The following is a 19714-nucleotide window of genomic DNA, read 5'->3' on the forward strand; positions in this document are numbered from 1 at the left end:
CTTTTCACTGGAAAAGGGTTTTTTTATGCAAAAAAAAGGTTTTTTTTACCACTCAGTAGAATTGTTATTAGGCTGAAAGGAGAATTTACATGGTCAATGGATTTAAAATTTTAAAAAGAACTATAGTCAAAGCTGTCTATCTCACGGCTTTAACAGTAACATTCCTATTCGGAATCGCAAGCTTTATTGCTTTTACAGCCTTCTTTGACTTCAATAAAAAGAAAGGTGAACATCTAGGCTTATCAGTTAAACCATTTTATGAAAGGCTGGAAACGGTATTTTCCCAATTAAAGGAGTTTACTCTAAAAAGCTTTCTTGATTATATAGGAAATACACAGGTAATAAATGCTTTTTCAAACTCCTATAAGATTCTTGGAATATCGTTGGTTACCATTATTGTCTTTGGAAGCTTAATAGCATTTCTGGTCGTCCTGTCACCGCTCAGGCTAAGGAGCATGCTCCATCGCTTTCTTGATTATTTCGAAGGTCTTCCAGATCTCTTGTTCATTTTCGCCATCAATATGCTAAATATTTATCTTTTAAAGGAATTTAACTATAAAATTTTTCCGATGTATGGCTTCGGTTCAGCCCGTCCGGTCGCATTTCCTGTTATCGTGGTTTCATTTCTTCCTGCTGTCCTATTTGGCTTATACCTACTGAAAAATATGGAGGATGAAGAGGAAGAACATTATATCCATTTTGGAATGGCAAAAGGTCTGACAAAGATTTATCTATATTCAATTTACATGATTCGCAATATATTGCCTGTTTTTACGATAAAATTCCGTATGATCATATACATGCTGCTTTCGAATCTCATCCTTGTAGAGCATATGTATCATTACGAGACGACTCTCACTAACCTGATTATGTTCGAGATGTTCAGAGGAGAACACGTATTAACACTGATCTATAGTATTGTGATTTTTATCTCACCGGCAATCATTCTTGAGTACCTCATTAAGTTAAGTGTGAAAATGTTGGTCATCAGGAAAAGAGGTGCGTTACAGATATGAAAAAACATAAATACAGAAAAACAAAAATCAGCATCGGCATCCTTCTTGCTTTGCTTGCTGCCAGCATTTTATATGATTTTGTTGGTCCAGAAGACTATCGGTCGATGCTGGACGTGCTTTATGATGAAAAAGGCAATGTATTGGAAAACCCTCCTTACCCGCCCAGTAAAGATTATCTTCTTGGAACAGACCGTGATGCGCGTGACAATCTGCTTCTAATCATTGATGGGTTAAAATATACAATCGCATCTGTTTTGATTGTTTCACTGTTAAGGGTGGCAGCCGGTGCCTTTTTGGGTATAGTCGTAGAGACCTGGGCCCCAGCCCTGAAAGCATTTTTCAAAGCATTTTTTCTGCCCTTCCATTACATTCCATTACTCCTGATCGGAGTTTTATTAATGGATTCGGTCGTATTTATGTACAATGAGATCCCTGTGATTGTGAAGATTGAATATCAGATGATCGTTTTGTTCCTTCTCGGATTTCCCACAGTCTTTTTCTTTACAACAGACTTGGTCAAGGAAATAAATACGAAGTCTTATGTGACCAGCTCCTATCTTCTCGGAGGAAGCAGGCTTCATATACTTCTCAAACAGATCCTGCCACATCTAAAGCCGCAATTCGCCTTATTATTTGTACAGCAAATATTGCAGACACTCCAGGTGATGATGGGTCTGGCGATGTTCGGCCTCTTCCTGGGCGGTCCTCATCAGGAAAAGATTTATAATACACCTTATAAGAAATCAATCACAAACGAACTTGCCGGTTTGACCGGGCAAAACTTCTGGACTTTGAAATATTCTCCCTGGGTGGCTTTCAGTTCCCTTGGCCTGCTTTTGGTTATCTTTATCCTGGTTATTATTATTAAAAATGAGATGGTCGCAAATATGGAAGGACAAAGTCAGAAATATGGCAGATTCTTTTCGAAAACGAAGAAACGAAAGGAAACGGAAACTATTAGTAATAAAAGTCCTGAAAGATTCACTCCTCTTCAAAAAAAGGTGCTCGATCAATAGATCGGGCACCTTTTTTGTCTAGTTAGACATCGCTTTATTGTTGAAAATATGATTAATCGGGTTAAGCAGCATGGCACCTATTCCCTGGATGATGGTTTTAACGATTACCTGGCCTAAAATCGCAGCAGGGACGGCTTCCCATGGCAGGAAGTTTGCTCCCAACGGACTCAATCCCAGCACAACAAATATGATCGAATCCAACAGTCCGCCGACCAATCCACTGTAGAAAATTCTCCAGCTCATTGGCAGTTTTAGTCTTGTATAAATTTCAGTATCAGTCGTTTCAGCAACAGCAAAGCTCAATGCCGATGCAAACACAATCCATAGAGTGTCACCAAGAATGGAAGAAACAATTGCGGATAATACAAGAGCCAAACCAATGAACATGTACGTTTTCGCCCGGCCATACTTATTTTGGACAAGGTCACGAAAAATGAAAGTGGCTCCTATCAATAAAGTCCCCATCGGAACAATGAACATGCCAAACTGAAGTGGTGCAAGTGCCGCTGTAATCACGTTGGCCGTTACAATTGAAATCAAGTATAAAAAGATTCTCATAGTCTTACCTCCTGTTTATTTAAACCCCTCTTTTATTTCCCCAAATATACACATGAAGCTGTGGCAGAACTCTTACATTCTTCATTTCGTTATCAATCATCACTTTTTCAACCAGCCATTCATACTTATCAACCAAGGAAACCATGAGCTTCTGACGGTTTTCGGTAACAATATCGTCATTCCCAACCTGTAGAAAAAAAGTCAGGGCAGGATATCGTTTATGAACCATTTTGGCGTATTCATAATCAATATCATCAAAAATAACGATCTTCAGGCTTCCATTCTGAATTGCGCCTTCTTCAGCCAATCGATCGACAATTTTATCCAGGACTTGAAAATCAGTTTCCATCCCTGAACTAGGCGGTTTTGGCGACAGAGTCAACGCATGAATATCCAGGAACCAATCCTGCCATTTGCTACCCTGGGTTTCCAGGCATATCTTGATATTTTTTTCCTTAAGCAAATGAACAAGACTTGACATGTTTTTCAGCAACGCTGGATTACCTCCTGATATCGTTACATATGAAAATCCTTCTCCACCTAGTGATGTAAGCTCATTCCAAATTTCCGCTGCATCCATTTGCCTGATTAAATCTTTTCCGGACCCATCCCATGTAAACGCTGAATCACACCAGGCACATGAATAGTCACATCCTGCGGTCCGTACAAACATTGTTTTTTGGCCAACAACCATTCCCTCACCCTGGATGGTCGGTCCAAAAATTTCCATAACGGGAATCTTACTCAATCTCCATCCACTCCCGTCTCGCTTCTGCATAACTTGTAGGAGTTTCATAGAGTCTCACGAATTCAACTCTTGCTCCGTCATATAAGTATTTCCTGTTTGCAAGGCCTTCTGCCATATGTTCATAAATCCAGACAACCATATTTTCAGCCGTCGTATTCATCGGTGGCAACGTTTCATTCAAATATCTGTGGTCAAGGTATATTTCTATTTCTGACTTCCAAATATCCTTTATGTCTCCGAAATCAATCATAAGGCCGCGGGCATCAACAAAACCACTCAGACCGAAAATGACTCTATACGTATGTCCGTGTAGATTTTTGCATTTCCCTTCATATTCATGAAGATGATGGGCGGCATCAAAGGTGAATTCCTTGCTGACAAGGACACGTTTTGAGTGATATTTTAACTGCTCTCTCTTTATATCTTCATCTATTTTTTGAAGCTGGTCGACAATACGGAAATCATACATCATGACTCAGCTCCTTCCAGGAACTCATCCAGTCCTTTTTTCCTCAGCCTGCAGGCAGGGCATACCCCGCACCCATCAGCGATGATCCCGTTATAGCAAGTCAATGTCTTTGTCCTGACAAATTCCAATTGCCCCAGGTCATCGGCCAGCTTCCAGGTTTCTGCTTTGTTCAGCCACATTAGAGGTGTATGGATGACAAAGTTTTCGTCCATTGAAAGATTAAGGGTAACATTCAAGGATTTTATGAAAACATCCCGGCAATCAGGGTAGCCGCTGAAGTCCGTTTCACAAACACCGGTTACGATGTGTTTTGCGTTGACCTGACTCGCCAGAACTCCAGCAAATGATAAAAACAATAAGTTCCTTCCTGGAACAAACGTGGATGGCAGCTCCCCGTCCTCTCCATCTTTCACTTCAATTTCGTTCCGGGTCAATGCGTTTGGTGCTAATTGGTTCAGCAGGCCCATATCGAGGATATGATGCTTGATTCCAAGCTCAGCTGCAATGTCCTTTGCACATTCGATTTCTGTCCGGTGACGCTGGTTGTAATCAAATGTGACTGCTTCTACTTCTTTAAATTCCTTTAGAGCCCAAAACAGGCATGTTGTACTATCCTGCCCGCCACTGAAAACGACTACGGCTTTCTCGTTTTTCATGAAAAATTCTCCTTTACAACGAAAAAACAGCACCACTAAGTCAGCAGTACTGTTTTCCCTTAGTTTTTTTGAGAGGGTAGCTAGAACCTCTTCCGCATAGACGGAATATGTAATTTTGACTTATTCATTTTATCACACATTTTATAAAAAGAAAGCTTAATTTATTCCATCATTTTTTCGTTTTCACCAGGTGCTCTTGCCTGAATCGGAGAGCTGACCACTTTTGGTCAATGGAAACATTGCTGACTGCTCTATAGTCTGATCGTTCACTTACGATCGCAAAAAGTGAGTCACGTTTGATATCCGTTTGAACCTTTGAACTCTTCTTTGGGAAGGCAATCCAGAAAACCGCGTCTTGCTTCAATGCTTCCAATGCTTTTGGCAACCATGTCATGATTTCGTCCCTATTGCTCACAAACAAAAGTAAGAAATCATTTTTATCACTCTGCTGTTCGCCTTCCACCCCTAAACGGAATCCATCCGGTGCATTCAATACCAATGCATTGCCTTCTTTAAATCGCAGCTTTTTAACTATTTCATCCATAAAGTTCATCCTTTCAGTGTCAACTCATCATGGCATTAATTATAAATTTTTATAGGGTTAAGAACAATCGACTTGGCACCATTTTAATTGTTAGCACCTCTACTCCCTACATGAATAAAGTGAATGTAGAGGTGATGAATCTTGCCGGAGTGGATAGTGATTTTTTACCCAATAAATTTTTTATCTGCCTACGTTCTTTATATTTATTTGTACAATCGAAGAACGCATATTGATTTTCACCTGGCCAGAAATATAACAATGGTGGCCGCCGCCGGATTAGCGCTGGGAACAGGGCTAATTTTTATCAACTTATATCCGTTACACTTCCTGGAGGCCGCTTTGCTTTCGGTGATTATTGGAGGTTTATCAGGAATCCTGTTCGGCAATCTATTTAACTACAAAACATTATTGACTGGATATCTAATTGGTGTGATCATGGGAATCATGGCACCAATGGCAGGAGCTGCTGCTTCTGAAGGGATTATGTTCCTTCTCACGATTGAGATTGTCATCATCAGCTGTTTTTGCCTGGCTGCCTTTAGAATTTACAAAGCTTAAATTCCAGGTTTTTAAAAGCTTGTTTAAAATGACGACTGGTTCTTGACAACTTTTCGCTCTACTCCTTCAAATCTGTCAAAATAACGTCGGGTTCTTGACAGCTTTTCGCTCTATTCCTTCAAACCTGTCAAAATAACATCGGATTCTTGACAGCTTTTCGTTCTACTCCTTTAAACCTGTCAAAATAACATTCGGATTCTTGACAGCTTTTCGCTCTACTCCTTTAAACCTGTCAAAATAACGTCGGGTTCTTGACAGCTTTTAACTATCCTACTTCAAACCTGTCAAAATAACAGCGGGTTCTTGACAGCTTTTCGCTCTACACCTTTAAACCTGTCAAAATAACGCCGGATTCATGACAGCTTTTCACTCACTATCATCTAACCTGTCAAAATAACATCGGGTTCTTGACAAGTCTCGCTCTCCACCTTCAAACCTGTCAATATTCTATAAGACTGAGAATAAGCAATCAACAGCAGCCAATTTTTTGGCTGCTTTTTCATCTAATTGAAAAACCATCAAACAATCTGCCACCGTATTCTTCTAATATTTCCTCCGCCAATTTTATGACGATTTGCTTGTTTCCGGTTTTGTAATAGGCATCAAACGCTCCAATAAATCTACCAGTAAATTCAGGATCATACCTCGTTAATTCCCTCACTACCCATTTTGACTTGCCGATCCACCGTTTGTTGGTCCTTAAAACAAATTCATGAAGTTGGTTAGCTAATTCATTGGCAATGAAAATTTCTTCAGCCTTATTATTTGATCCAATGAAATCATCCAGGGTATCGGTGATGAAATATCTTTTAAACTCGATCTCTTTTTGCGTCCATTCTGCAGGTCCTTCTTCAATGATACTTTTTGCCTCATCCATTATTTCGGCCAGTAATTCACCATTCCTGATGATCACTCCCTCAGCAACCATTCTCGGCAAACTGGGCCTGGCTCTGCTAATATCGTTTTGAAAAAACTCTCTGCAGGTGTGCAGATTATGTACAAATACTTCAATCGGCCACCCACAAAACTCCAATGACTCTCTGTATGCGGAGCGGATATCACTTATAAAGACCACGACATCTAAATCTGAGGTTTCGGTTGCTTCCCCCCTGGTTACACTACCGGCCAGAAGCGCTGCGTCACAACCAGGAAAGCGGTCTTCAATGAATTTATTAGCTGCCGCAATTGGAGATGACACCCTTTTCTCTTCCATGCAAATCCCCCCCGAAAATTAATGTATATCGGTATTATATCTAATATTCGGAATTCGTCGATGTTTTAATGAAGGTTTTAACTGGTTGACCCAGTGGTATCCTACAATATATTAATAGTGGAATCAGGAGGATTATACTTATGGCCGTTTTATTAAAAAAATGGATGATTCCTGCTGGCTTGGCAGTTATACTTTCGTCAGGATGCAATAGTGACGAAGCTGAACAGGGCGCAAAACAATTAGAAGAAGAAACAAAAAATGCCGCGGAAGCAACCGAGGAAAAGTCAAAAAAAGTCGTTGATAAAGTAAAAGAAGAAACACCTGGAATCATCCAGAACATGAAGGATACGTACAAGGAAAGTGAACAGGAAGTAAAAGATAACACCCTGCAGCCCGAAGATACGGCCACAGTCCAAAAAGATGCCTATCTTGCACTTTCAGCAGAAGCTTATGATGAACTTTATAAATTGATTGAATTGAATGACGTAGAAGGAGTGGACAAGATCGTAAAAGATCAAGATGTCAAGGAAACCAAGCAGGGCAGTGAAGCGGAAATCATCGAAAGAGACCTCCGGCGCACAAAGGTGAAAATGAAAGATTCCGGCGAAGAAGGCTTTCTGCCGACGAATTTGCTTGAACCTGTAAAATAATCAAGTTTTAAGACCCTGAGGGTTATCAGGGTCTTTTTTCACGCATTATTTTTCAAAAAAGTATCAGGCATGACAACAGCCACTACTTCCCCTTTTGCGCATAAGGTCTCTCCAGCATATACTTCTGTTTCTACGCGATATTTCTTGGGATGAATCTCGTGGACGGTGCCAATCGCTTTCAATTCGATACCATTAGGTGTTGGCTTCTGGAAATCGACATGCAGCGATGCTGTTACAAACCTTGGAGGCTCTGCCCCATCACCTGGTTCGTTTCCATTTTTGCGATGCAGGTAAAGGGCAGCTGAACCAGTGCCATGGCAATCCACCAGTGAACCGATCAATCCGCCATATACGAAACCCGGCAGAGCCATATGTTCTTTTTTTGGTTTATATATTGTGATTGTCTTTTCACCGTCCCAGCCTGTTCGGAAATGATGGCCGTGTTCATTCATCCTTCCGCACCCATAACACCAGGCAAAATCCTCAGGGTATTCATCCTGTATTGCATTCATCACCTTGTCTTCCAATTTGTTTCCTCCCTTATCAATCCATAGTCAGTAATAATTTCTCTATATACTGTTAAATCCCTTTAAAAAGTGAGGATTTTGCTAATAGCATTCTTTTCTTCAATACTTGCTTTAAGCCTTCAATCTGTATACTAAAAACCTTTCATTCAGGTTAGGGTCCGGCAATTTGTATTCAAAAACCAGTTCAAATGGTGTTTGTGACTCCAAATAAAAAATATAATCCTCCGAAGGAAAATAAAGAATCAAGTCGATTTCCCTCGGTTCCCTTTCAAATGATAACAAAATATTATTAACAACCTTCATCATAATCTGCACAGTAAAAGGATTAAAAAAGTAAAATTTATTTTCATCCTGGCGAATTTCATAATCCTCTGCCAAAATGCATTGAAAATGGAGGGCATCGGCTCTGTTACGATGGTTCTTCAAATAGTTAAGTTTATTTTCAAGCGCTTCCGAATAGAAAATTTCATTCATTTCAATACCAGTGACAGTTGTATTGAATTGATGATTAAGATAAAAATTCAAACGCCCTTTGCCACACCCAAAGTCAACTATTTTATCATGACGACTCAGTTCATACTCCCGAAAAAATAACTCAAGTGCGCTGTATGGAGTAGGTTCATAGCGATGATAATGCAAGGATGGCATAAAGCCTTTCTGTTGGCCTGTGGTTCTAACATTCAGCATTCTATCAAACAGCTGCTCATTCATTAGCATGTTCTCCAATCATCAGGGATGCAGATTTCTTAAACAAGGCGCAGGGTAATGTAGTTTGTCCATGAGCCTGGATTGACATATAACAACTCTTTCTTTTCCCTGTCTCTTTAGGTAAAATGACCGTATTGTACAATGTTATTCAGATACATACATTTTAACTTATAGACCTTGAAGAAACATAATTTTCTACATATATACCAGGGGGCAACGGATGTATTCTAAAAAGGAAGCAGCAAATCGAGCCGTGGTGGTTGGGAACGGTATGGCGGGCAAGCTGGCTGCCAGAGTGCTATCGGAGTTTTTTGACGAAGTCATTGTAATAGAAAAGGATAAGAACCAGAAGGATGCCTTTGCCAGGAAGGGCGCTCCGCAGGGGAAACAGGGCCATGTTCTGCTAAAAAGTGGAGAAGAAATATTAGAAGAGCTTTTCCCTGGACTTCTAAAGGAATTATCTCAAAAAGGTGCAACACTTTCAGATTTTGCCGGAGATCTTACATGGTCCCATCACGGAAGTCATAAGGTCAGGTTTGAGTCAAAAGTATCCATCAGCCAGCAAAGCCGCCCTTTGCTGGAGTGGAGCATACAAAAAAGACTCGAAACCCTGCCAAATATCGTTTTCCGCTACTCATGTAAGGTTCAAAATCTTTTATACCGAAACAATGAGGTTGATAGAGTTGTAATCGAAGAACAAAACGGAAATGTAACTGAGATTTCTGCAGATCTTATTATCGACGCGTCTGGTGCAGCAGCACTACATACTAAATGGCTAAAAGATTCTGGCTTTCGCATGCCGGCTAAAACTGAAATCAAAGTGGATTTATTTTATGCCAGCATGGTCTACCGAAAGCTTTCTTCTAAAACAAGGGATTGGCATAGTCTCCTCTCCTATCCAGCTCCCCCGTTGCTTAACCGTGGAGGCACAATTTCACCTTTAGAAGAAAACCATATGCTTGTAACGCTGATTGGCTATGGAGAGAAAAATGTTCCAACTGACAGAGACTCTTTTCTGCAATATTCAAAGACGCTTGATGAGCCAGATTTTTTTGAAGCGATAAAAGCTGGTCTTCTGCGATCTGAAACTGTTCAAGTCTATCGATTTCCCTCTATGAGGAGGTTTCATTTCGAAAGACAAAATAACGCACCTTCGGGATTATTGGTTATTGGGGATGCCTTTTGTCGTGTAGACCCTGTTTTCGCACAGGGAATGAGTCTCGCTGCAATGGAAGCTAAAGCATTGAGAACACTTTTATCAAAAGGGCTGTCAAAAAAAGACCTAACTAAGAAGTTTCATAGAAAGGTTAGCAGGATTGTCGATATGCCCTGGCTAATTGCCTTAACAGAGGATTTCCGTTTTAGCACTACAAGGGGCTATAAACCTGCTGGTCTTCCTTTCTTACAGTGGTTTGTCAAAAAGGTCTCACTGGCTTGTTCCCATGATGAAAAAGTTTACGCTCAGTTCATCAGGGTGCTGCACCTAAAATCGCACCCTGTCAGCCTGGCCAAACCAAGCCTGCTCGCAAGAATATTTCGGCCAACAATAGTGAAACCCCGACGATAAAGCTGTTCGGGGTTTTGATTATTTTAAAGAACTTCCGGTTTTTTAGCATGACTTCAAAAAAACCTAATAAAATAAATAAAAACACAGATTTTTAAAAATAGAAGGATTTCCCAATCTAAAAATCCCCTTCTTTGTTGCGATATGTGTTAGGCTTTAGATTAAGAAAGATTTTGGGACATCCGACTTTTCTTAGTCACCCCTCTTTAAGGAAGGAGTGCTAGAAATGGAGAAAATAAGTGTATTTATGGATGACTATCGCCGAGCACCTGACGGTTATATTTTGGCCGAAACGATTGATGAATGTCTGTACCTTCTCAATAATTACGATATTGACCATCTTTCCCTGGACCATGACCTAACCAGTCATGTAAGGAATGGGTTAATGCTTGTGAAAATAATGATTAGTAAACAACTTTTTGCGAATAGAATAACCATCCATTCCGCTAACTATTCAGGCGGAAAGGCTATGTACAACAGTTTTAAACAAGCTCAGGAAGACAGCTTGATGCCCAACACCATTAATATTTATTTACGTCCCATGCCCCTCCACTACTAATGCCTATCACATGACTCTACAATTCCTTTCCCTAAGTGCAGATGACTTAACAACCCAAGCCTACAACTAATCAGCCACTTTTGTTATAATGCAGGCTCTTTTTCATTGATTGTTGATTCTTTTATCCGAATTCATACAGATTTCTAGGTTTCGGTGTAAAAGCAATACATTATACAAAAGAGCCTTTTTGTATAAGCGTGATTTTTTGTCCCTTAAAATCATCAGGTTCTTTATTTTTGAACGTTACTATATTGGTTGAACTTACTATTCATAATCAATAAAATATTAAAAGAGCAATGGAATCACATTGCTCTTTCTAGCGTTATCAAACTTTTGGTATATCCGCTCTGGGGCATCTGCCTTACTTAGTGATGATTACAGGAATTGAATTCAATTTAAGTCAAAAAGCCATTTGGTTAAAGCCTAATGCCCTTCTTGAATGGCATTCTTTAGAGTGTATCGAATGAAAGAATATAGGCACTTACCGTTACAGCTATGATAATCAGAACAGCTGCAAGCCAAAAATGGAAATCGACTATTAATAGTGTTGCAGTTATTGATATCCACATAAGACTGATGCTTAAAATCTTATTCTTCAGCGTGATTCCGTTTTTCTCACGGAAATCCCTTATATAACCGCCCAGCCATTTATTTCGGATCAATTTTTGGTACAGTTCATCTGACGCTTTGACATAACAAGCTGCACCTAACAAGATTAGCGGAGTGGTAGGCAAAAGAGGAACCACGATCCCAATCACTCCCAAAATGATTGAGAGCGACCCAATGATGATCAATATACCTTTTACTGCGATGTTCATCGTTTATCCTCCTTGCGGTACTTCTCTAATGAAACTGGCTGACAGGGATGCCTGCCTCTATGTAACTCCTGATTAACTTCCAGCCGAAGTCATAGGTGAATGTTTGAAAGAAAAGATTACAAGTCTTCATCCTTTTTCCGTCAATAACCAATTTCGCAATGATTACAGCCATGATTTCATGCTCTCTCAGCTGGATTCTCTTTATCTCTGTTAAATCCCATTCTGCACTGTTGCTTTTGACAAAATTGAAACCATGCTCCCATCCTTGGATGGATTCATCAAATCCAAAATCATGAATTTTCCCCTCTGTTACTTCTCGTGCCTGGTACTCCCCTGAAATCATCGATTTAAATTGAGTTAAAGAAGAATTCTTCCATTGTTTCAGATATTCTTCAAAAAAGCGATTAAATGACTCTTCCATTTTCCAACCCCCTAAAACCGCATTGACAAAATTATCCTATATCATCATGTTGAATTCAATAACAAAATATAAAAAGCTGCTCCATAGGAACAGCTTGATTATTTAAGAGTAATAGAATGTCTGGTGTAAAAATGGCTGTATCGATAGAAGAATTCCACTAGCGCCACTTGTCCCTGGACTGTAAAGGAATAAATGGTTCTCGTCGGCTCTTCCTTTTTTTCAAAATCAATGCCCTGCTCGGCAGCAAATTCTTCTAAATAAGATTCCAGCTCTTTTTTCTTGATTGTATTCGGTGTGTCCGAAAGAGTGTCTTCTTTTCTGAAATAAAGTTCTCGATACATGAAATTAAATCTCTATTGCTGATATTCATTATGTTTTAAAATCATCCCTTTTCAGCAGTTATTTTATCCAATATATGACAATAAAAAAAGCCAGAAAAGGAGTAATCACATTAATCCTTTTCTGACTTATGTTCTGGTTCTATGCCCATTCATTACAATCAGAAGACCCTCTATTTGATTCTTTTTTAAAATAGAACAAAATGTTTTTAAGTAAGATTAAGAGTTTTAATCTTTACCCTAATAAGTATAGTACCATCATATCTGTCTTAATACAAGGTTTAATTAAGGCTTCAAAATGAATAAAGTATAGCTTTTATCCTGTTCGAAATTCCAGTCCACAAAATAATCGGTGATCCTTGCGTTGAGATATTTTTCATAGGCATTCCGATGATCATTGATGACCTTCTTCTCAAGATTTCGCTTAGCGATTTTCAAGGTTTCCGAAAAGCCTAGTTGAATGAATTCCTTTTCCAGACTGATGAGGATACCGTGCCGGACTATGATCAAGGTCCGTTCATTTAACAACTTGCAATGTGTTTCTTCTGGCGCCTTTTGTATTTCCATGCTGAGTTCGACAGTCTCGCTTTCGATTAAGTCTTTATTATCAAAGCATCCGAAGTGATAAGGGCGGTCATTTTTAAAAATAAACAGAAACATTCCTGATTTCGCTTCAAGGTTCCAGTCATAATAAAACTCTTTTATCTCGTCTTTTGTATTCATCTCGATGTATGTTTTATTTGTTCTTCGAGTGTTTCCATCATTAAGTCTCTTGTTTTTTGTACATAGACACTCTGTTGATTTGAAATAAGTGTGTTTTCCATTGGGGATAAAAAATTTGTGATATAAATTGAAACAAACGGGCTTGAAATCGTGCAAAAAACATTGCCAGGACCCCGCCCAAAGTTTTCTCTTAACAAACGTCCAATATATCCACTGATTTCTTTTTCTAATTCTGCAAAATCCATAATCTACCTCACAATGCAATTTACTCCTATTTGTTTTTTCCCTTTAAAAGGATCAATAAAACCATTTATGAATCGTATTTAAATTTAGGATTAATCTCTTGAATTATGTGTCATTTAATTATGGTTCATCGTAATATTTATGATTTGTAATGGGAATAGTATTTCTTGAATGGAAGGGGGCGGAATCTTGGAAAGCAATCATAATACAACTAAAATGACAGCAGCAGAATTATCTTTCCTATGGGCCACTTACATAAACGACAGCATGTCAATATGTGTCCTGCATTATTTTTTGCAGAACATTGAAGATCCTGAAATCAAAGTACTTGTGGAGCATGCACTTGAACTTTCGCAACAGCATGTAGCTAAAATCAAAGAGATGTTCATCAATGAAAACATTTCTGTTCCACAGGGGTTTACAGAACAGGATGTCAATCTAAAAGCCGAAAGACTGTTCTCTGATATCTTTTATCTAAAATACATAAAAAATATGGCCGGCGGTGGCCTTGGCGGATATAGCAGGATGCTTCCAAACATTTATCGTGAAGATGTTAAAACTTTTTATTCTAAAGCACTGACCTCCTCTTTGGAACTTGAGAGAAAGGCCACCGTGCTTGCCCTTGAAAAAGGCGTGGCAACACGGCCGTCATATATTCCTTACCCACAGAAGGTGGAATTTGTCCATAAACAATCCTTCTTTCTTGAAGGCCTCGGACGAAGAGGGTCACTGTCTGGAACAGAAATTTCCCACCTTCACTTCAATATTGAAACGAACCAATTAGGCGCAAGTATATCAACTGGATTCAGCCAGGCTGCGAAGACGAAAAAAGTTAAGAACTATTTCCTAAGGGGAAAAGAAATTGCTATAAAGCACCAGAAGGTATTCAAGGATTATTTAGAAAAAAACTCGCTCCCTGTCCCGCCTGGATTTGAACAAGAGGTCACATCGTCAATTGAATCTCCATTTTCAGAAAAGCTGATGATGTTCCATTTCAGCCTCATGATTTATGCCGGCATCGGAAACTATGGAATCGCCATATCGGAGAGCCAAAGGAGTGACCTTGTCGTGGATTATTCCCGCTTGAATGCAGAGGTACTCAAATATTCAGAAGATGGAATTAATATCATGATTGCGAACGAATGGCTTGAGCAGCCACCCTTATCAGTCGACCGTAAGGATCTTACTAAAAGTTAATTTTTTTAAAAACACCCTCTTGGGTGTTTTTTCTTTTAGGTGGGCTTAAATGTTAATATAGCGGCTTTTCTTTGCGGCGAAAGCTTTTTTAAGTCTTCTCCGCCGCGCCTCCTTCATTACCCTGATGTCCCATCATTTCAACAAAATAGTCTTGATTTCCCGCCTCTGTCAATGGATAGGGCTATCTATAGATTTTTAAACGCACCACAAATGTTATTCACCAAACTCCCAATCTATATCCCATATATAAACCATAAGGGAAATCACTCGATCGGACTTGAATTCAACGCCTTCTGAAATTAGCAAAGTTTTCTGGGTTTGAAACATCTCCTCATCCCGGAAACCAATTTCCCCTTTGGAATTAATAACTCTATGCCATGGCAGATCATATTTCTCTGACATGGAATGCAGGATCCGGACAACCTGCCTTGCTGCTCGTGGACTTCCAGCAGCTTTTGCTATTTGGCCATATGTCATTACTTTACCATATGGGATATTTTTAATGATTTCAATTACATTTTTCGTAAACTGCGTCATTGTACCACATCCTTCTCACAACAATATATCATGAAACCCCTGGCTCTAGAGCCAGGGGTTTCAATTATATGGAATAAGATTTAAATTTTTTAATGATTGCCCAGCACATCAATCCCAACGACCAGTAAATCGGGAAGGAATAAATGTGTTTCCACGTAAATTCTTTGTAAATCCCTAGATGGACCATGAAAGGTTCTGCCATAAAAGCCAGGAAAAGAGATAATAGTCCTGTTGCGATGAAAAACTTCTTAAACGAACTGCTGAACCGTTGATATACGAGCATGAAAGGGATGATAACAACTCCAACATCATAGGGATACAACTGCGGATTTAAATACGGAGTCAGCCTTACTGGATATGTCCACACCATGGCATTGCTTCCTATTGAATCCAGGAAGATGGCTGTGACTCCATAAAACAGACCAAATGAAGTATTTTCGATCAGTCTTGTTTTATCGACCTTAATCCACCAGATAATAGCCGGCACAATGGAAAGAACAACAAGAAACCACCATTCATATGTCAAAAAATTATTCTCGTGCCAATATGCCCTTAATATCTTATGATATTTTGCTTCGGCATCCAATAATTGCTGCAGCGAGATGGTGCCTAAAACAATAAGATATCTATTCAAAGGTTCTCCTGCTGCATTAATAATGGAAGAAAGCATAAAATCACACCCTTTGTAGATAGAGTGTGATTTTATGCTGCTTTATATGTAGTAAGCAGTTAACTTTGATGTTTTATTTCTTTATAAACCTTGATCAGCCGGTCCGGCTTGGCATTGGTATAAAAGGAATACACTCCTCTTGTGGTATGGAGATAAAGGAATCCTTTCATTCCTGACATATTTTTAAAAGTAATATCAAGGATATCATGAAGATAAAAAATATCAGAAGCTGTTGTTATTCGATCATGATACATTGTGATGAACTGTTCATTTTCTTCATAAATTTGCTCATTATCCTCTATTCTTCGACTCACTTTCAAATAACCATGTGAACAAAGCATAAACAGCTTCCTCCTTTCACGTTTCCTTTTTCCCTGCCCTTTTTATTTTACGCATGTTGATTAGGATCGACTAATATATTTAACAATATTAACAGGCTTTATAGAAAAGGGAGGATTTTTTTGAAGTGCATTGGCGAATTTTTGGAACATGAGAAGTACAATGCCTATGGAAGAATCGCAATCATTGAAAATAAGGAGGCCATCTTGAAGGTATTTGGTTTTAAAAATCGAAAGTGGCTTGATTTATGGGATATTGACCCCCGGGTACTGACTCTCTTTTATCGATCCTATGAAGATGAGTGTGATTGGTTCATCGTTGTATACGACTATCCCTCTTTCTGTATGGACAATGACATAAAAGAAGCGATCATCTGGCATGAAATAGGGCATATTGAACATCCGGTCCCCGAACAGCAGGTCAGCATTGATAGTGAAATTCATTGCGATCACCTTGCAATCAAAAACGGCCACAAAGAAGGCATCCGTAAGATCCTTAATCTTACACTGAAGATGGCTAAGACTCTTAATCATGAAATTTTAACGCAAATGACTCTGGAAAGGCAAATGAAACTCCCAGGTTGAAACTTCAATAAACCATTCATTTGTCTTTATAACTGAAGAGACCCGCCAATCGGCGGGTCTTCCTGTCAACCAGTATTCCTTAAACCAGCGGCAACTCCACTGATTGTCAATAAAACCTGGGTCAATAATTCATCATCTGGATTTTCATCCTTGCGAAGTTCTTTGATCAATTCCACTTGAATGAAGTTTAGTGGATCGACATATGGATTTCGCCTATGGACAGAATCTTTGATGTTCGGTGTATGGTCAAGCAGCTCTTCATCCTCTGAGATTTGGAGAAGAATATTCCTTGTCCGTTCATATTCCTCTAGGATATTACTGAAGATACGGTCGGCAATGGATTTGTCCTCTACAAGGGACGTATACTCCTGGGCAGTAGTAATATCCGCTTTCATCAAAGCCATCTGCAGATTATCAACCGTGCTGCGGAAGAATGGCCATTCAGCGTACATTTCCTGCAAAAGCTTAAGATTCTCCGGACTTTCCTCTGCAAAGCTCTGCAGCCCAGATCCAGCTGCATACCAAGCCGGGAATAGTTGTCTGCTCTGTGTCCAGGCGAATACCCATGGAATAGCACGCAAATTTTCGAATTTGCTGCTGTTTTTACGGCTCATTGGCCGTGAACCGATATTAAGCTCCGCAAGCTCTTTAAGCGGGGTTGCCTGATTGAAATATACAAGGAAATCGGGATCCTCGAATACCAGGGATTGATATTTTTTTAACGAAACAGCAGAAATTTGTTCAATCGCATCTACCCATCTTTTATCGCGGAGGTGCCCCTGTTCCGATTCTTTCAACACATTGGCTGCCGCCTTCATCATCGTCGAAGTAGCTTGCTCAAGACTTCTATAAGCGATGTCTTTCAACAGGTATCGGGATGAGAGAACCTCCCCTTGTTCGGTGATTTTCACGCCCTGGCCGAGTGTCTCAACCGGCTGTGAAAGAAGGCTTCTGTGTAATGGTCCGCCACCCCGTCCCAGTGATCCTCCTCGGCCATGGAAGAACTTGAGTGCGATTTGATATCTCTTTGCCATTTCATTAATCTCAAGCTGGGCCTTGTAAAGCTTCCAGTTTGCTGTCAAAGTTCCGCCATCCTTGCTTCCATCTGAGTATCCCAGCATGATTTCCTGCTGTTCGCCCATTTTCTTTAAGTGGTTGCGGTATAAAGGCAGATTGAATAATGTTTCCATTATCACTGGGCCAGCTGTCAAATCATCGATTGTTTCAAGAAGCGGAGCGACATTAAGATCCGATTCCAACGTTCCATCAGCATGGAGCCTGTAAATACCTGCTTCTTTGGCCAGTAACAGTACTTCAAGCAAATCACTTGCAGATTGCGTCATACTAACAAGATAAACGGAGATCGAACGTTTGCCGAATTCCTTATGCGCCCGCTTGATCATCTGGAATACCTCAATCATTTGCTGTGTCTCTTTTGAGTAATCCTCATGAAGAAGCAGCACTGGCCTTGGATTTTCCAGAAGCTTCACAAGCAGTTCCTGCTTTTCACCTTCAGATAAAGCCGGATAATCCGAGGTGATCCCTACTTTTTTTAATATCTCGGCGATCGCTGCTTCATGTTCCCCGCTGTGGTTTCTGATATCAAGCGTGGCTAGGTGGAATCCGAATAGTTGTACTTGCCTGATCAATTTTTGTAGTGTTTTCAGTTCATGATGGACAGGATGGTGCTGATAAATGCTTCGTTTTATGATAAGAAGGTCATCGAGCAATTCTTCAGAAGCTTTGTAGCCAATATCCGATTTTCCTGCTTCTTTAAGCCTTTGAATAATGACCGCGAATTTTCGGCGGTACACCTCGCCTTCAACATTCCACTTTTGATCCTCAGCCAGGTATTTTTCTTCATCCCGCTTGACGGATTCCAGTAATTCTTCACTTACAGCTGCTCTTGTAGTTGAATGGCTGAATCGTTTCATCAAATCAACCAATACAGCTTTATATTTTTTCAACACAAGACGTCTTTGTCTTTGCAATGTTTCCCATGTAACCTCCGGTGTGACATTTGGATTCCCATCCCTGTCACCGCCAATCCATGATCCAAAGCGCAGGAAATGAGGAACTTTCCATTCATGATCCGGATAATGGTCTTTCAAACTAGTTTCCACCTCTTGATGGATTTCAGGCAGGACATCGAACAATGTCTTGTCAAAATAATACAGTCCATTCCTGACTTCATCAATGACTGTCGGTTTGCGGTCTCTGAGTTCGTCTGTCTGCCACAGGACAGAAACCTCATTGAATAAGCTTTTCTCTACCTTTTCACGCTCTTTCTTGGATAACAGCGGATTATCAAGGCTTTTAAGGATATCTGCAATCCTCTTCTGTATTTCAAGGATTGAGCGCTTGGTAGCTTCTGTAGGGTGGGCTGTGATGATCAATTCCAGCGAAATGGCATTGATGACATTTTGAATAATATCAGAGGATATATAATTGTCTTTTAGTGAAAGGATAGCGGCTTCAATTGAACCTGGTTGTGTGCTTATTTCTGACTCAAGCAGATAGTCGCGGCGTCTGCGGATCCTGTGGTTTTGTTCTGCTGCATTGATTAAATGGAAATACACAGAAAACGCGCGAATGATATTTTTTCTCATCGGAACAGACATTCCTGCTATTTCCGTTTTTAAAGCGGAGTATGTATCAGGGTCATTTTGATTTCTGAGCGTCTTGCACATTGCCCTGATCTTCTCTACTTTTTCAAACAATTCCACTCCGCCATGATAGACAAGTATGTCCCCAAGGATGTTTCCAAGCATTTTCACATCCCGGCGCAATGGCAAACTGCTGTCATTTACTTCAATTCCTGATGTCATTTTGTCACCTTCCTAAAACTTGTGAGAATATTTTAAATATTAATATATCACAAAAGCACCTGCTTTGTGAAATGATAAGCATATTGAGAAAAAACAGCCAAAAATATTTGTTACTAAATAATCCCTAATTTTAGTTTAAGTACTACTATATCATAGTACCCGTAAATGTTCTTTTCACAAACAAAAGGCTTCCCAAAAGGGGAAGCCTTTATGAATTGGTCGTTAGATGA

The 19714-nt window shown here is 39.7% G+C and carries 25 protein-coding genes and 1 riboswitch; of the genes, 8 read left to right on the forward strand and 17 right to left on the reverse strand.

Annotated features, from left to right (window positions below):
* The first annotated feature begins 89 nt into the window (after nucleotides 1–89).
* Nucleotides 90–1016: a hypothetical protein gene (locus J7E38_RS18250; protein ID WP_214708562.1), complete on the forward strand. Its 927-nt coding sequence runs from the start codon at nucleotides 90–92 to the stop codon at nucleotides 1014–1016.
* Nucleotides 1013–2032, forward strand: a complete 1020-nt coding sequence (locus J7E38_RS18255; RefSeq protein WP_214708564.1) for a hypothetical protein — start codon at nucleotides 1013–1015, stop codon at nucleotides 2030–2032. Before J7E38_RS18250 ends, J7E38_RS18255 begins: the two co-directional genes overlap by 4 nt.
* Before the next feature lie 18 nt (nucleotides 2033–2050).
* On the opposite strand, the gene J7E38_RS18260 is transcribed toward J7E38_RS18255, so the two are convergent.
* The 5 genes from J7E38_RS18260 to J7E38_RS18280 form a co-directional block, all read right to left on the reverse strand.
* Nucleotides 2051–2590, reverse strand: a complete 540-nt coding sequence (locus tag J7E38_RS18260) for a VUT family protein (protein ID WP_214708566.1) — start codon at nucleotides 2588–2590, stop codon at nucleotides 2051–2053.
* Between the two features lie 19 nt (nucleotides 2591–2609).
* A complete protein-coding gene (queE, locus tag J7E38_RS18265; RefSeq protein WP_214708568.1) occupies nucleotides 2610–3338 on the reverse strand; it encodes a 7-carboxy-7-deazaguanine synthase QueE in 729 nt (242 codons plus the stop codon).
* A complete protein-coding gene (gene queD / locus J7E38_RS18270) occupies nucleotides 3331–3807 on the reverse strand; it encodes a 6-carboxytetrahydropterin synthase QueD (protein WP_215038807.1) in 477 nt (158 codons plus the stop codon). The genes queE and queD overlap by 8 nt, the downstream gene beginning before the upstream one ends.
* Nucleotides 3807–4463 carry a 7-cyano-7-deazaguanine synthase QueC gene (gene queC, locus J7E38_RS18275; RefSeq protein ID WP_214708572.1) on the reverse strand — a complete coding sequence of 219 codons (657 nt, stop codon included), beginning with the start codon at nucleotides 4461–4463 and terminating at the stop codon, nucleotides 3807–3809. The genes queD and queC overlap by 1 nt, the downstream gene beginning before the upstream one ends.
* A gap of 53 nt (nucleotides 4464–4516) precedes the next feature.
* Nucleotides 4517–4559, reverse strand: a riboswitch (PreQ1 riboswitch).
* Between the two features lie 73 nt (nucleotides 4560–4632).
* Entirely contained in the window at nucleotides 4633–5007 is a 375-nt protein-coding gene (locus J7E38_RS18280; RefSeq protein WP_214708574.1) for a hypothetical protein, read from the reverse strand.
* Between the two features lie 339 nt (nucleotides 5008–5346).
* Between J7E38_RS18280 and J7E38_RS18285 the strand changes: the two genes are divergently transcribed.
* The gene (locus J7E38_RS18285; RefSeq protein WP_214708576.1) at nucleotides 5347–5565 is read left to right on the forward strand and encodes a hypothetical protein; all 219 of its coding nucleotides are present in this window, start codon (nucleotides 5347–5349) and stop codon (nucleotides 5563–5565) included.
* 499 nt (nucleotides 5566–6064) lie between these two features.
* Here the strand turns inward: J7E38_RS18285 and J7E38_RS18290 are convergent, their stop codons facing one another.
* Nucleotides 6065–6778 (reverse strand): nucleotidyltransferase domain-containing protein, encoded by a 714-nt coding sequence (locus tag J7E38_RS18290; RefSeq protein ID WP_214708578.1) that lies wholly within the window; start codon nucleotides 6776–6778, stop codon nucleotides 6065–6067.
* Nucleotides 6779–6918: 140 nt separating this feature from the next.
* Between J7E38_RS18290 and J7E38_RS18295 the strand changes: the two genes are divergently transcribed.
* Nucleotides 6919–7428, forward strand: a complete 510-nt coding sequence (locus J7E38_RS18295; RefSeq protein ID WP_214708580.1) for a hypothetical protein — start codon at nucleotides 6919–6921, stop codon at nucleotides 7426–7428.
* Nucleotides 7429–7466: 38 nt separating this feature from the next.
* Here the strand turns inward: J7E38_RS18295 and J7E38_RS18300 are convergent, their stop codons facing one another.
* Together J7E38_RS18300 and J7E38_RS18305 are read right to left on the reverse strand one after the other, a co-directional pair.
* A complete protein-coding gene (locus J7E38_RS18300; protein WP_483297186.1) occupies nucleotides 7467–7940 on the reverse strand; it encodes a PaaI family thioesterase in 474 nt (157 codons plus the stop codon).
* A 126-nt stretch (nucleotides 7941–8066) separates the two neighbouring features.
* Nucleotides 8067–8666 carry a methyltransferase gene (locus J7E38_RS18305; RefSeq protein ID WP_214708584.1) on the reverse strand — a complete coding sequence of 200 codons (600 nt, stop codon included), beginning with the start codon at nucleotides 8664–8666 and terminating at the stop codon, nucleotides 8067–8069.
* Nucleotides 8667–8883: 217 nt separating this feature from the next.
* Between J7E38_RS18305 and J7E38_RS18310 the strand changes: the two genes are divergently transcribed.
* Nucleotides 8884–10230 carry an FAD-dependent oxidoreductase gene (locus J7E38_RS18310; RefSeq protein ID WP_214708586.1) on the forward strand — a complete coding sequence of 449 codons (1347 nt, stop codon included), beginning with the start codon at nucleotides 8884–8886 and terminating at the stop codon, nucleotides 10228–10230.
* A 223-nt stretch (nucleotides 10231–10453) separates the two neighbouring features.
* The gene (locus tag J7E38_RS18315; protein ID WP_214708588.1) at nucleotides 10454–10786 is read left to right on the forward strand and encodes a cyclic-phosphate processing receiver domain-containing protein; all 333 of its coding nucleotides are present in this window, start codon (nucleotides 10454–10456) and stop codon (nucleotides 10784–10786) included.
* 449 nt (nucleotides 10787–11235) lie between these two features.
* Here J7E38_RS18315 and J7E38_RS18320 read toward each other — a convergent pair whose 3' ends face one another.
* From J7E38_RS18320 to J7E38_RS23985, 5 genes are all read right to left on the reverse strand, one after another.
* Nucleotides 11236–11604, reverse strand: a complete 369-nt coding sequence (locus tag J7E38_RS18320; protein ID WP_214708590.1) for a YbaN family protein — start codon at nucleotides 11602–11604, stop codon at nucleotides 11236–11238.
* A 25-nt stretch (nucleotides 11605–11629) separates the two neighbouring features.
* Nucleotides 11630–12025, reverse strand: coding sequence for a hypothetical protein (locus tag J7E38_RS18325; protein WP_214708592.1), 396 nt, complete (start codon nucleotides 12023–12025; stop codon nucleotides 11630–11632).
* Nucleotides 12026–12123: 98 nt separating this feature from the next.
* Nucleotides 12124–12366: a hypothetical protein gene (locus J7E38_RS18330; RefSeq protein WP_214708594.1), complete on the reverse strand. Its 243-nt coding sequence runs from the start codon at nucleotides 12364–12366 to the stop codon at nucleotides 12124–12126.
* A gap of 282 nt (nucleotides 12367–12648) precedes the next feature.
* Nucleotides 12649–13086, reverse strand: coding sequence for a Na-translocating system protein MpsC family protein (locus J7E38_RS23980; protein ID WP_214708596.1), 438 nt, complete (start codon nucleotides 13084–13086; stop codon nucleotides 12649–12651).
* On the reverse strand, nucleotides 13083–13331 hold the full coding sequence (locus J7E38_RS23985) for a Na-translocating system protein MpsC family protein (RefSeq protein WP_214708598.1): 249 nt from the start codon (nucleotides 13329–13331) through the stop codon (nucleotides 13083–13085). The genes J7E38_RS23980 and J7E38_RS23985 overlap by 4 nt, the downstream gene beginning before the upstream one ends.
* Nucleotides 13332–13518: 187 nt before the next feature.
* Between J7E38_RS23985 and J7E38_RS18340 the strand changes: the two genes are divergently transcribed.
* A complete protein-coding gene (locus J7E38_RS18340) occupies nucleotides 13519–14526 on the forward strand; it encodes a DUF3231 family protein (protein ID WP_214708601.1) in 1008 nt (335 codons plus the stop codon).
* A gap of 213 nt (nucleotides 14527–14739) precedes the next feature.
* On the opposite strand, the gene J7E38_RS18345 is transcribed toward J7E38_RS18340, so the two are convergent.
* The 3 genes from J7E38_RS18345 to J7E38_RS18355 form a co-directional block, all read right to left on the reverse strand.
* The gene (locus tag J7E38_RS18345; protein ID WP_214708603.1) at nucleotides 14740–15063 is read right to left on the reverse strand and encodes an MGMT family protein; all 324 of its coding nucleotides are present in this window, start codon (nucleotides 15061–15063) and stop codon (nucleotides 14740–14742) included.
* A 64-nt stretch (nucleotides 15064–15127) separates the two neighbouring features.
* On the reverse strand, nucleotides 15128–15697 hold the full coding sequence (locus J7E38_RS18350) for a CBO0543 family protein (protein ID WP_214708605.1): 570 nt from the start codon (nucleotides 15695–15697) through the stop codon (nucleotides 15128–15130).
* 95 nt (nucleotides 15698–15792) lie between these two features.
* Nucleotides 15793–16074, reverse strand: a complete 282-nt coding sequence (locus tag J7E38_RS18355; RefSeq protein WP_214708607.1) for a hypothetical protein — start codon at nucleotides 16072–16074, stop codon at nucleotides 15793–15795.
* A 120-nt stretch (nucleotides 16075–16194) separates the two neighbouring features.
* Here J7E38_RS18355 and J7E38_RS18360 point away from each other — a divergent pair, with 120 nt between their 5' ends.
* Nucleotides 16195–16656 (forward strand): hypothetical protein, encoded by a 462-nt coding sequence (locus J7E38_RS18360; RefSeq protein ID WP_214708609.1) that lies wholly within the window; start codon nucleotides 16195–16197, stop codon nucleotides 16654–16656.
* 65 nt (nucleotides 16657–16721) lie between these two features.
* Here the strand turns inward: J7E38_RS18360 and ppc are convergent, their stop codons facing one another.
* Nucleotides 16722–19484, reverse strand: coding sequence for a phosphoenolpyruvate carboxylase (gene ppc / locus J7E38_RS18365; RefSeq protein WP_214708611.1), 2763 nt, complete (start codon nucleotides 19482–19484; stop codon nucleotides 16722–16724).
* Between the last annotated feature and the right edge of the window lie 230 nt (nucleotides 19485–19714).

It is taken from the genome of Bacillus sp. ISL-35 (assembly GCF_018613355.1).
Taxonomy (GTDB): domain Bacteria; phylum Bacillota; class Bacilli; order Bacillales; family Cytobacillaceae; genus Mesobacillus.